General features: G+C 37.2%; 8 protein-coding genes. 6 read left to right on the top strand and 2 right to left on the bottom strand.

Features of this window, described 5'->3' with window-relative positions; all coding sequences use genetic code 11:
* Positions 1–48 precede the first annotated feature (48 nt).
* The 3 genes from ACQ33O_RS11890 (at position 49) to ACQ33O_RS11880 (ending at position 3,002) form a co-directional block, all read left to right on the top strand.
* Positions 49–834, top strand: coding sequence for a murein L,D-transpeptidase catalytic domain family protein (locus ACQ33O_RS11890; protein WP_430995807.1), 786 nt, complete (start codon positions 49–51; stop codon positions 832–834).
* A gap of 99 nt (positions 835–933) precedes the next feature.
* Positions 934–1,821, top strand: coding sequence for a 4-hydroxy-tetrahydrodipicolinate synthase (gene dapA / locus ACQ33O_RS11885; RefSeq protein WP_430995806.1), 888 nt, complete (start codon positions 934–936; stop codon positions 1,819–1,821).
* Complete coding sequence (locus tag ACQ33O_RS11880; protein ID WP_430995805.1) at positions 1,818–3,002, top strand: alpha/beta hydrolase; 1,185 nt, start codon at positions 1,818–1,820, stop codon at positions 3,000–3,002. The genes dapA and ACQ33O_RS11880 overlap by 4 nt, the downstream gene beginning before the upstream one ends.
* Positions 3,003–3,033: 31 nt before the next feature.
* On the opposite strand, the gene ACQ33O_RS11875 is transcribed toward ACQ33O_RS11880, so the two are convergent.
* Both ACQ33O_RS11875 and ACQ33O_RS11870 read right to left on the bottom strand, forming a co-directional pair.
* Positions 3,034–3,936, bottom strand: a complete 903-nt coding sequence (locus ACQ33O_RS11875; RefSeq protein ID WP_430995804.1) for a ribonuclease Z — start codon at positions 3,934–3,936, stop codon at positions 3,034–3,036.
* Between the two features lie 64 nt (positions 3,937–4,000).
* Positions 4,001–4,384 carry an STAS domain-containing protein gene (locus ACQ33O_RS11870; protein WP_430995803.1) on the bottom strand — a complete coding sequence of 128 codons (384 nt, stop codon included), beginning with the start codon at positions 4,382–4,384 and terminating at the stop codon, positions 4,001–4,003.
* Positions 4,385–4,608: 224 nt separating this feature from the next.
* Between ACQ33O_RS11870 and ACQ33O_RS11865 the strand changes: the two genes are divergently transcribed.
* The 3 genes from ACQ33O_RS11865 to ACQ33O_RS11855 all read left to right on the top strand — a co-directional run.
* On the top strand, positions 4,609–7,161 hold the full coding sequence (locus ACQ33O_RS11865) for an ATP-dependent Clp protease ATP-binding subunit (RefSeq protein ID WP_430995802.1): 2,553 nt from the start codon (positions 4,609–4,611) through the stop codon (positions 7,159–7,161).
* Positions 7,162–7,255: 94 nt separating this feature from the next.
* Positions 7,256–7,936, top strand: a complete 681-nt coding sequence (cmk, locus tag ACQ33O_RS11860) for a (d)CMP kinase (RefSeq protein WP_430995801.1) — start codon at positions 7,256–7,258, stop codon at positions 7,934–7,936.
* A gap of 300 nt (positions 7,937–8,236) precedes the next feature.
* On the top strand, positions 8,237–13,605 hold a 5,369-nt coding region (locus ACQ33O_RS11855; RefSeq protein WP_430995800.1), incomplete at its 3' end, for an SdrD B-like domain-containing protein.

Raw genomic sequence — 13,605 nt, 5'->3', positions numbered from 1 at the left:
TCACTACTACACGTTAATAGTTTATTGTTTTCAAAAATTCAATGTTCCATGAAGTTGTTTGGTTTAAAAAGAGTGTACGTCTTTTTTACGTCTATTTTAATATTTGCGCTGCATTTACCATTTGTATTTGCTAAAACAAGATCTCCATTTAAAATTGAGACAGTGCCTGCTTTAAATTCAGCTGTTACCAAAAAGGTTACCGTTAATTCAGCGGAGGCAAATATTTATGATAGCCTCAAGTTAAGTTCAATAGGGCTTGCTCGCCAGGTGTTCGATTATGCCGTTAATGGCCTCAATTACATGAAAGAAGTTGGTAAACTGTCCAACGATCGTATCATATCAATTGTAGATTTCAGTAAACCATCTTCTCAAAAAAGGTTATATGTGATCGATCTTAAAAACTTCAAAATTCTTTTTAATACATATGTAGCACACGGAGTAAATTCCGGAACTGCCTTTGCTAATCAGTTTTCAAATATACCGGAAAGCAATAAAAGCAGCCTTGGGTTTTATCAAACATCAACTACTTATATTGGAAAAAATGGTTATTCGATGCGTTTGCATGGACTTGAAAAAGGGATCAATGACAAAGCATACGAAAGGGATATTGTAATGCATGGTGCTGCTTACGTAAGTGAAGGTATGATTCGTACACATGGGTATATCGGCCGCAGCTTTGGTTGTCCTGCAGTTGCAGAAAAATTACATAAACCAATTATCGACAAAATTAAAAATGGAACCTGTTTGTTCATCTACAGTCCCAATAAAAACTATATCAGTCAATCGAAAATTATAAAACACAGTTCTTCCGAAGATTGGGTCTACAAAAATTAATTTTCCCAGATGATAACTTATAAAATCCCTCAAAATTTGAGGGATTTTTCTTTTACCAATTCGCAGGTTAATGATACCTTCGCAAAAAATTGCAATACAATGAGTTTTAGAGAACAGTTAAAAGGCACAGGTGTAGCGTTGGTTACGCCATTTACTGAAGATTTAGCAGTAGATTTTGATGCCTTGGGTAAAGTGATCGATTTTGATATCGAGAATGGAGTAGATTATCTGGTAAGTCTTGGCACTACCGGCGAAACGCCAACTTTATCGAAACAGGAAAAGCTTGATATTGCAAATTTTACTTTCGAACGAGTGAATGGTAGGGTACCTGTTGTTGTTGGCATTGGTGGCAACAGCACACAGGATGTAATTGATACGGTGAAATCTTTTCCATTAGATAAGGCTGTGGCCGTATTGAGCGCAAGTCCTTATTACAATAAGCCTTCACAGGAAGGAATTTATCAGCATTACAAAGCAATTGCTGCGGCTTCGCCTAAACCAATTATTCTATACAATGTGCCGGGTAGAACAGGACGGAATATGGAAGCCGAAACAACCATTCGTTTGGCTGCTGAAAAAAATATCATTGGTATTAAGGAAGCTAGTAATAATGTAGCTCAGGTTATTCAGATATTGAGAGACAGGCCACAGGATTTTCTTGTAGTCAGCGGCGATGATGATCTGGTATTGCCTGAAATGGCTTGTGGTATTGATGGTGTTATAAGTGTGGCAGCAAACTGTTTCCCTGCAGCATTTTCCCAAATGGTTAGATTCTGCTTGAACAATGATTTTGCTTCTGCAAGAAATTTAAATAACCCGTTGGTAGATGCATATAATTTATTATTTGCAGAAAACAACCCTGCCGGTGTAAAAGCATTCTTATTTGAATTGGGATTAATAAAAAATAAACTACGTTTGCCTGTAGTTCCTGTTAGCGAAGGATTACATAAAAAGATAAAAGAATATCTAAAAAAAATAGATGATTGAAATTCTTTAAAAACATATTAATATCAAGCTTGCTCTCATCAGCAAGCTTTTTTTGTTTTGCACAGAAAGACACATGCATATTTGTTATAACCGATCCGCTTGGTGGTGATAGTTCAGAATATTACATGGCCTCGAATGCAAACGGATGGAACCCTAAGGATGACAGGTATAAATTCACAAAAGCACCCAATGGAAAGATTTCGTTGGTGTGTTATTTCGATAAAGGAACCGACTTGGAATTTAAGTTTACCAAAGGAAGTTGGGAGAGTGTAGAGTGCGACAAAGGAGGTGCGGATATTGAAAATCATCGTATAAAAACCCGGAGTGATGTTTTTTGGGGGTATGAAATAAAGGACTGGAAAGATGCATACAGAAAACATACAGCATCCACTAATGTAAGAATTTTAGATACAGCTTTTTTTATTCCTCAATTGAACCGAAAAAGAAGGATATGGATCTATTTACCGAAGGATTATACGTTTACGCATAAACGCTATCCTGTATTGTATATGCATGACGGACAAAATCTTTTTGATGCATTGACTTCCGGTTATGGAGAATGGGGAGTTGACGAATGTTTAGATACATTGCAGGCCAATGGTAACCCTGCATGTATTGTTATTGGTATAGATAATGATGGAGCTAATAGAATGAGTGAATACAATCCGTATGAATTTACGTACAAGGGTATCAATATAGAAACTACATTTGGTGCAGAAGGCGATCTCTATATTGATTTTCTGATTCAAACATTAAAGCCGTTTATCGATAAACAATACAGAACACTATCGGGCAAAGAAAATACTATTGTTGCAGGCAGTTCTATGGGAGCGCTTATCTCTTACTATGCAATGTTAAAACATCCCAATGTTTTTGGAAAAGCCGGTGTTTTTTCTCCTGCATTTTGGACTGCGCCGGCAATAAATAATTTAACTGATTCGATTGGAAATAAAGTTTCGGGAAAAATGTTTTTCTATATGGGAGAACAAGAAGGAGATGATGATCTGAAATTGATGAACAATATTAAAGAGGATATTGCCGCAAAATCTTCTGTAATGATCTATTCGGTTATCGATCCTGAGGGTAAACACAATGAAGCAGCTTGGCGTAAATGGTTTCCTGAATTTTATAAATGGATCATGGCTGATGGGTTTAATAATATTATAAAACCGGAAGAGTGATATTGCCTGTAGCCTGTCGTCAGAGGTCATTCTACAATTTATAACTCACACCCTCAATTGCCAATTCGGTATCATCAAAAACTTCTTTCGCTTCGCTTAAAAAATCATCGAGGCTTTCGTACTTAGAGGAAAAATGGCCAAGTAATAATTTTTTTACACCTGCCAGTTTTGCAACGGCTGCAGCTTGGGTGGTAGTACTGTGAAAATACATGGCAGCCTTATCTTCGTGCGCCTTTAAATAAGTGCTTTCGTGATATAGCAGATCAACATGCTTAACTATTTCAGCAAGACTTTCATCGTATTTTGTATCTGCACAGTAAGCATAGCTTTTAGGTGCTGATGCAGCAACGGTAACTTCACTGTTAGGAATGATCGTTCCTTTTTTGGTTGTATAATCGAATCCTTGCTGAAGTTTATCATAGTAACTTGTTGGTATCTCATATGATCTTGCTCTTTCAGGATCTATCTTTCTCGGATTCTTTTTTTCTCTGAATAAAAATCCCCAGCATTCAATTCTGTGTTTTACAGGAAAGCATGTAACCGTTAGTTTGTTGTTATTCATTATTTCTCCTGCGCCGATTATTGGATGAAAATAAAACGGATAAGAAAAAACATTGTTGGCAACTTGCATTTGTAGTTTAATAATATCTTCTAAAGCAGGCGGTCCGTAAAGATGTAATTCCTGTGTACGTCCTGCAAGGTTCATGCTGCTAAGTAATGCTATCAAGCCAAAATAATGATCGCCATGCAAGTGTGAAATAAAAATATGGTTGATCTTATTTCTGCGGATCTTGTACTTCGACATTTGTATCTGTGTGCCCTCTCCGCAGTCGATCAGATACCCATCTTCTTGTGTATGCAATACCTGTGCAGTCGGATGCCTGTCAAAAGCAGGAACCGCAGAATTATTGCCAAGTATCGTAAGTGCTAACATTATTTTTTTTGTTTTTAAGGGTATTGCTAATTTCTAAACACTAAACTCCTAAACCAAAACCTAACTAATTGTTCTCCTCATCAGAAAAAAGTTCTCTCTCTATTTCTTCCATTTGCAAAATATCCCAGGCCTCACTTTCTGTTGGAGTAACATTCATTACTTCCAATAGTTCAAGTTCATCCAACAATGCCTCTACGTCAGGCGTTAACGCACAAATAACAAAAGATCGGTTGTTCTCGTAAAATTGTTGTTGCAACATCGTTATTTGTTCTGCGGCGGATTTATCAATACTCTTTACTTCATTCATATTCAAAACAATATGGGGAATGTCTTTTTGGAGGTATGAAAGCAACATATTGCTCAATTCCTCTGTCATATTAGCAGAGATAGTTGCTTCTTGCGGCGTAATAACAGTAAATTTTTCTTTGGTATCTGTTTTGATATTCATTAATTGATGTTTCGATTATTGTTGTTTGTAAAGTAAAGGAAAATTTGCTAATGTATAAAAGGAATCTACTGAAAATTAAAGATTAACCATCTCAAAATCAGCCCCATCCTTCAAAAACTTATCAACGCTGTTCTTAACTTTTTAACATATTAACATTTCAATAAAGCAGCAAACTATATCTTCGAAATAATCGTTATTATTGTACAACTTAAATTCAATACAGCATGGACAACAATTTTTCAGCACAAGTAAAAGAGATCATTTCTTACAGCAGAGAAGAGGCGCTAAGATTGGGTAATGATTTTATCGGCACAGAGCATTTGGTATTGGGTTTGATTCGTGACGGTGAAAATACTGCAATCAAAATATTAAAATCACTAAACGTTGACCTCTACGAACTCCGTAAAGAAATTGAAGTAGCAGTAAAGGATAAAACCGGAAAAAATATTGCTAACATTAATTCATTGCCGCTAACCAAACAAGCGGAAAAAGTTATTCGCATTACTGTTCTCGAAGCTAAGGCGCATAAAAGTGCTACGGTTGAAAGTGAGCACTTAATGTTATCCATTTTAAAAAATAAAGAAAATATTGCTACACAAATTTTAAATCAGTTTGATGTGGACTATGATATTTTCAAAAATGAACTCGGCTTTGTAACAAGTAACCCGCCAGCGGCAGAATTCTCTGAGGAAAATGACGATGATTTTGATGAAGAAAGAAAACAATACGGTCAGCAACAAAGAGCTCAAAAGGGAGGAGCAGCAAACGCTCCAAAAACAAAAACGCCGGTGTTGGATAATTTCGGTAGAGACATTACCCGTTTGGCAGAAAGCAATTCATTAGATCCGATCGTTGGTAGAGAAAACGAAATTGAAAGAGTTTCGCAGATCTTATCTCGTCGTAAAAAGAACAATCCAATTTTAATTGGCGAGCCGGGTGTGGGTAAAACAGCAATTGTTGAAGGACTTGCTTTGAGAATTGTTCAAAGAAAAGTATCAAGAGTTCTATTTGATAAAAGAGTTGTATCACTAGATCTGGCAGCTTTGGTTGCCGGTACAAAATACCGTGGTCAGTTTGAAGAAAGAATGAAGGCCATCATGAATGAACTGGAAAAGAACAGAGATGTTATTTTGTTCATTGATGAAATACATACAATTGTCGGAGCCGGTGGAGCAAGCGGTTCTTTAGATGCAAGCAATATTTTCAAACCTGCATTGGCTCGTGGCGAATTGCAATGTATCGGAGCATCTACATTAGATGAGTATCGTATGCATATTGAAAAAGATGGGGCGTTAGACAGGCGTTTTCAAAAAGTAATTGTAGAACAACCTTCTGTTGATGAAACAATTCAAATTTTAACCAACATCAAAAGCAAATACGAAGATTATCACAATGTAACGTATAGCGAACAAGCAATTGATGCTTGTGTGAAATTAAGCGAACGTTATATGACGGATCGTTTACTGCCTGATAAAGCCATTGATGTAATGGATGAAGTTGGTGCAAGAAAACATATCAAGAATATTAATGTTCCTGAAGAAGTAATTGAATTGGAGAAAAAGATCGAGGATATTAAATTAGAAAAAAACAAGGTTGTAAAAAGTCAGCGTTTTGAAGAAGCTGCCTCATTGAGAGATAATGAAAAACGTTTACAGGAAGAGTTGGAAAAAGCAAAATCTGATTGGGAAGAAGAAAGTAAGAATAAACGCTTCCCGATAGAAGAAGAAGATATAGCTGAAGTGATCAGTATGATGACAGGTATTCCTGTGAAAAGAATGGTACAGGCTGAAACAGAAAAATTACGCCGCATGGCAGATGATCTGAAAGGAGCTGTGATCGGACAGGAAGAAGCGATTTCAAAAGTTGTAAAAGCTATTCAACGTAACCGAGTAGGGTTGAAAGATCCTAAAAAGCCGGTTGGTACATTTATATTCCTTGGTCCTACGGGTGTAGGTAAAACGGAGTTGGCAAGGTCATTAGCAAGGCATATGTTCGATAATGAAGATGCCCTGATCCGTATAGACATGAGTGAGTACATGGAAAAATTCACCGTGAGTCGCTTGATCGGAGCGCCTCCGGGCTATGTTGGATATGAAGAAGGAGGTCAGCTAACGGAAAGGGTTAGACGTAAACCATACAGCGTTATCTTATTGGATGAAATTGAGAAAGCTCATCCGGATATTTACAATATTTTATTACAGGTATTGGATGACGGTCAGTTGACAGATGGTTTGGGTAGAAAAGTCGATTTTAAAAATACGCTGATCATTATGACATCAAATATTGGTGTTCGTCAGTTGAAAGACTTTGGGGAAGGTGTAGGATTTGCTACTGCCGCCAGAGTACAAAATGCTGATGAAAATAATAAGGCTGTTATTGAAAAAGCATTGAAACGTACATTCAGTCCAGAGTTTTTGAATAGGATCGATGATGTGATCATCTTTAATTCGCTTAATAAAGAAAACATCTTTGAGATCATCGATATTCTGATGAAAGGAGTAATGAAGCGTTTGGTGAACCTTGGATTCAGTATGGAGTTAACGCCTGAAGCGAAAGACTTTATAGCAGAAAAGGGATACGATTCTCAATTTGGTGCAAGACCTTTACACAGGGCTATTCAAAAATACTTGGAAGATCCATTAGCTGAAGAGATACTGAATATGCAGGTTAAAGAAGGGGATGTGTTAATTGCCGATCTAGATAAAGAAAAGGAAAAAATACATTTCACTTTAAAAGCCGGCGATAAAAAGAAAGAAGCTAAATCGGAAGAAGCCTAGTCTTTTCAAATAATACTAAAAGGCCATTTCTCATCAGGAGAAATGGCCTTTTTTGTTTTGAATCTTGAAATATTTAGATGACTTTTGTACGGCAATGAAGAAGATAATTATAACAATTGACGGATGGTCATCTTGCGGAAAAAGTACCTTGGCCAAACAACTGGCTAAGAAATTAGGCTACGTATATATAGATAGCGGTGCAATGTATCGTGCTATCACATTGTTTTTTTTACGAAATCATATCAATTGGTCGGATAAACTGGCGGTTACCGCTGCATTAAAATCAATCGTCATAGATTTTGAGTATAATGAAAATTCCCGTCAATCGGAGATATTGTTAAATGACGAAAATGTTGAATATTTGATTCGTGACCTTGTTGTTGCCGAAAAGGTAAGCGAAGTGGCTACAATTAAGGAAGTAAGGGATTTTGCCGTGGCTCAACAGCAAAAAATGGGAGAGAAGAAAGGGATTGTGATGGACGGAAGGGATATTGGGACGACAGTTTTTCCAAACGCTGAATTTAAAATATTTATGACCGCAGACATCACCACCCGGGTGGAGCGGCGATTCAAAGAAATGGTAGAGAAAAACCCTAATGTGACCTTTGAAGAGGTGAAGAAAAATCTTGAAATGAGGGATTATATAGACTCAAATAGGGAAATCAGCCCTCTCAAAAAGGCTGAAGATGCTATTGAATTGGACAATACATCGCTAACCATGGAGCAGCAATTGGCTTTTGCGCTTAAATTGGCTAAAGAAAAAATGGGGCAATAAAGCACATTCTTTAACGTTATATTACTTAGAATTAACACTATCCCTTATCCTTATTCACTGGTGTTAATGCTATTTCTTACACAGTTGATTCCTTGACCCATCAGTCTGGGAATAGTTCCGAAATCTACCTTTTGGGTATTAGTTATTTCGTTTGGCATCGGCGAAATATGATCTTTAATTTAAGTACAATGTATTTCAGCGAATATATTATGCTTAAACAGGTGCATTAAAAACCAATATCTTACACGGAGTTGAAAAGTTCCGAAAAGCCGAATTAAAATTTAATTCAATCCTTTTGAAATGAAACAAACCTCTATCTACCCAACGGTAAAACAACTTTCATTCTCCAATGAATTAAAGCTTGTTGTAATTTTTACTCTTTTGTTTTTACTTAATTCTGTATTTGCATTTTCACAAAATGTTGATATTACAGTAGCGAAAACAGTAAGTGATCTTACACCTAATGAAAATCAATCTATCAGCTACACAGTAACCGCATCGAATAACGGACCGGCAAATGCAAGCAATGTAGTAATTAAAGATATTTTACCGGGAGGGATAACATTCGTTTCAGCCTCAGCTACACAAGGTACTTACGATGTAAATACAGGTTTATGGAACGTTGGTTCAATTAATAAATCGGCTGTCAAAACACTTACTATAAATGTAACGGTAAATAGTTTTACATCCGGTCAAACAGTAAGTAATTCAGCCTCTTTATATTCGGTTAATCAAACAGATGTGCTCAGTTCAAATGATTATGCCTCGGTAGATTTTACAGTTAATTCAGCTGATCTGCAACTTACAAAGACTGTCAACAATACCAGCCCGGCAATCGGAAATACAATTCGTTATACGATCAATGTAAAAAATAACGGCCCTTCATTTGCATCGGGAATAAAGGTTACAGATACACTACCGGCAGGGTTAACGTATGTTACTTCATCTACAACCAACGGAAGTTATAATCCGGCAACAAAGCTTTGGACATTTGCAAGCCAGTTGAATAGTGGTGCTAACGTTTCACTTACTATAGATGCAACTGTAAACACCGGTACGGCAGCACAAGTAATAACTAATACTGCTGCTATTTATAGTTTTAATCAGCATGATGATATTACAACAAATAATTCAGCATCAGCAAGTTTAACAGTAGATGGAGCAGATCTTAGAATTACAAAACAAGCAAATGTAACATCTGCTGTACCAGGTAACACTATAGTTTATACGGTTACAGTAACCAATAATGGTCCGCTTGCATCAAATGATGTTCAGATTCAGGATATACTACCGGCGGGTTTAACTTATGTTTCTTCATCTGCAACAGAAAGTTCATACAATCCTGCAACACATATATGGGGCGGTACCAACTTAGATCTTGCATTAAATGAAACAAGAACGCTGACAATTAATGCTACAGTTAATACAGGAACATTGGGGTCGGCAATAACTAACACAGCAAGTGTTACATATGCTTCTCAACCGGATTCGTATACTTCCAACAATTCAGACAGTGCGATGGTTATTATAGGAAGTACCGATCTTTCAATTACTAATTCAGTAAGTAACTCAATACGATCAGAAGGAGATGCAGTAGTTTATACTGTTACTGTTACTAATAATGGTCCATATGCTGCAGCCGCTTTTTCTGTATCAGATATTTTGCCTGCTCTGGTAAGTTTTGTTTCATCTTCGGCTACACTTGGTAGTTATAATTCTACTACAGGTTTATGGAGCTTTGGCAATTCAACTCTTTCTGCAACTACTGGTAGCAATACAGCAGTACTTACAATCAACGCAACAGTAAATAATAATACAGCAGGATATTTGGTATCCAGTACGGCTAATATATCAACTTCTCAAAGTGGTAATAATACTTCAAATGATACGAGCAGAGTATCCTTTCAGGTTAGCGGAGCCGATTTGCAAGTATCAACTACTTCAAGTAATGCTGCACCTGTTGAAGGCGAATCATTTAGTTATACAATTACAGTAACTAATAATGGTCCGAACGCAGTTAGCAATGTAACAGTATCTGATGCTTTACCTGTGGGTTTAAGATTTGTTTCGGCCACTACTTCTAATGGAGCCTATTCAAGTGCAACAGGAAACTGGACAGGTATAAGTCTTGCGAATGGAGCTAGTGCAACTCTAATAATAACTACAAATTTTGAAGTCGCAAAAACATTGGTTAATACTGCAACAATTACAAGCTCCTCAGAATTAGATGCAAATACAACAAATAATTCAAGTTCGATAACGGTTGCAGGATATAAAAATTTTGCAGCAGGTGCCTGCATTATTAATATGGGTGTAACTCCACAAACATATAATAACGGGTTGCGCCCTTACGGTTTGGTTTATCAATTGGTTCGTACTTATAAAATACCGGTTTATTGGTCGGTTAATCCTAATAAGACTTTTGTAGACGCAGCAAATAAGGTTGATCAGACTGATTTTACAGTTTCCGGTACATCTTATAAAGGAGGTGCTTTTATAGTTCCTGCAGAATATGTATCAACAGTTCAAACTATTATAAATACTTGGGTTTCAGCATATCCCGGGCTAACAGTAAATTTTAACCAACCTGCATTTACTGCACCAATTTACAATTATATTACTTCGTTCCCTAATGCAGTACTTGATCTGCAAAATGGAGCTAAAATACGAGATGCTTTTTATATCAATGCAGGTGTTCCTGATTCTTCTTATCGTTTAGGTACACCCGCTGATCTGGTGAATTGCGATGATATTTATGCAATGCCTCATGCTGACCCTCAAAGCTGGACATTGGCTAGCGGTTATGCACAAACGCTAAAAAGTTTTGTTACAAATGGAGGACATTTATGGGCTGCATGTCACTCTGCAAGTGCCCTCGAGTCTTTAGTAGATATTAACGGAGATGGTAATCCTGACATGAATTTTTTAAGTAATGCAGGGTTGGTTCCGTGGGGTAGTCACTCAGATGGGACGCCGCCATATAACTATAGTACATCACAAGGCCTTTTTAATCCTTTGATCGCATCAGATCCGTTTATGCAGTTTGTTGGAACACTAGATGGTGCATTACAAAATGGTTCTGAACAAATATATATTCCATATAGCCAAGGGTGGAGATCAACAACAAAAATTGGGATTTATGACATCGATCATCCTCAGGTAACAAACGGAACTTATGCACCTGGTCCTGCGGCAGCTCTTGTTTATGGGAGAGGATTTGGAAATTCTACATATGGTATGGTTATGTATGAAGCGTCTCATTCTATAGCAGGTGGTACAGTTGCAGAGAATGTAGCAGCAGCAAGAATTTATGGCAACTTCTTATTAAATGCCGGTATCGAAAGAAGACCGGAACTTTATAATTTTTCAGTTTCTGATTCATTAGAAACTGGTGATACAATTAATGTAAGTGTAAGTGTTACGGGTGGTACACCAAATTATTCAATTACATGGACGAGTACTAATGGCGGTAGTTTTGTAAATCCTAATGCATTGTCTACTCAATTTATTGCGCCAACCGTTACTGTTGCAACAGATTGTATCATTCGGGTTACTGTAACTGATGCCTGTGGCAGAATAAATTTCTTTAGCAGAGTAGTAAGAGTAAACCCGATATCTTACGGTACCATTGGTGATTTAGTATGGGATGACCAAAATGGTAATGCTATTCAGGATCCGGGAGAGCCGGGTATTTCAGGGGTAAGCGTAACATTGACTCGTCAAAATGGTACAACTGTTAATGCAACAACTGATGCAAGTGGTAAATATACATTTACAAATGTAAAACATGGAACATATAGCATAAGCTTCACAACTCCTTCGGGTTATGTTGCAACAACTGCCAATGTTGGTTCCGATGATGCAAAAGATAGTGATCCGATAGGCGGTACCGTTAGTGGAATCGTTTTAACTTCCGGTCAGAATAATTTAACAATAGATGCCGGTTTCAAATCTACTAATTTAAGCTTGGGTAAATTTGTTTGGGATGATCAGAATAATAATGGAATTCAGGATAGCGGAGAGCCATTTATAAATGGAGCTAATGTCAATTTGTATAATGATGCAAATGGTGATAATATTCCTGATGGTGTAGCTGTTTCAACTACAACTACAAATGTCGGTGGAGTTTATTCTTTTACGGGTTTAACTCCCGGTAACTATATAGTAGGTGTTGTAATACCTGCCGGATATGCAGCAGGTACAACTACAGCGACAAGTTCTAATCCTAATAATGATAATAATTCGGATAATAATGGCGTAACAACATTAACAGGTGAATTGAGAAGTAACTCTATAGCATTAACAGCGGGTGGTGAGCCAACAACAGACGGAGATGGTTCAAACGGTAATCTTACTTTAGGCTTTGCACTAAAAGGTACAGGTTCAATTGGAGATAGGGTTTGGGACGATTTTAATGCTAATGGTCTTCAGGATTCAGGAGAACAAGGACTAGCCGGGGTAAATGTTGTGCTGACCTATCCTAATGCTGTAACGGTTAACTTAACTACCGATGCAAATGGATTGTATGCTTTTAATAATTTAGCACCCGGCACATATACGCTTACATTTACTACGCCTTCAGGTTTTACTGCTGCATCTTCAAATATTGGTAGCGACGACACAAAAGATAGTGACCCGATAGGGGGTGTAGTAAGTGGGATCCTATTAACTGCAGGTCAGGTAAACACATTTAATGACGCAGGGTTTGTTTGTATTGGTATTCACACTTCTTCAGTACAAACTGCATGTGAAATATATAACTGGCATGGGGTGGATTACACAACAAGTGGAACTTATATTTATAATTATTTAAGTGGAACAGGTTGCCCGTCTACAGATACTTTACATTTAACAGTAAACTATGGTACACACAATGCCTCAACACAAGTTGCATGTGAAACTTACAACTGGCATGGTACAGATTATACAACTAGTGGTGATTACACTTACAGTTATACCAATGGTGCAGGTTGTGCATCAGTAGATACTTTACATTTAACAGTAAACTACGGTACACACAATGCCTCAACACAAGTTGCATGTGAAACTTACAACTGGCATGGTACAGATTATACAACAAGCGGAGATTACACTTACAGTTATACCAACGGTGCAGGTTGTGCATCAGTAGATACTTTACATTTAACAGTAAACTATGGTACACACAATGCAACAACACAGGTTGCATGTGAAACTTACAACTGGCATGGTACAGATTATACAACAAGCGGCGATTACACTTACAGCTATACCAACGGTGCAGGTTGTGCATCAGTAGATACTTTACATTTAACAGTAAACTACGGTACTCACAATGCATCAACACAAGTTGCATGTGAAACTTACAACTGGCATGGTACAGATTATACAACAAGCGGAGATTACACTTACAGCTATACCAACGGTGCAGGTTGTGCATCAGTAGATACTTTACATTTAACAGTAAACTATGGTACACACAATGCAACAACACAGGTTGCATGTGAAACTTACAACTGGCATGGTACAGATTATACAACAAGCGGCGATTACACTTACAGCTATACCAACGGTGCAGGTTGTGCATCAGTAGATACTTTACATTTAACAGTAAACTACGGTACACACAATGCCTCAACACAAGTTGCTTGTGAAACTTATAACTGGCATGGTACAGATTATACAACAAG

This window comes from Ferruginibacter sp. SUN002 (assembly GCF_050611725.1).
GTDB lineage: Bacteria > Bacteroidota > Bacteroidia > Chitinophagales > Chitinophagaceae > Ferruginibacter.
This window is presented reverse-complemented; position numbering and strand designations above follow the sequence as displayed.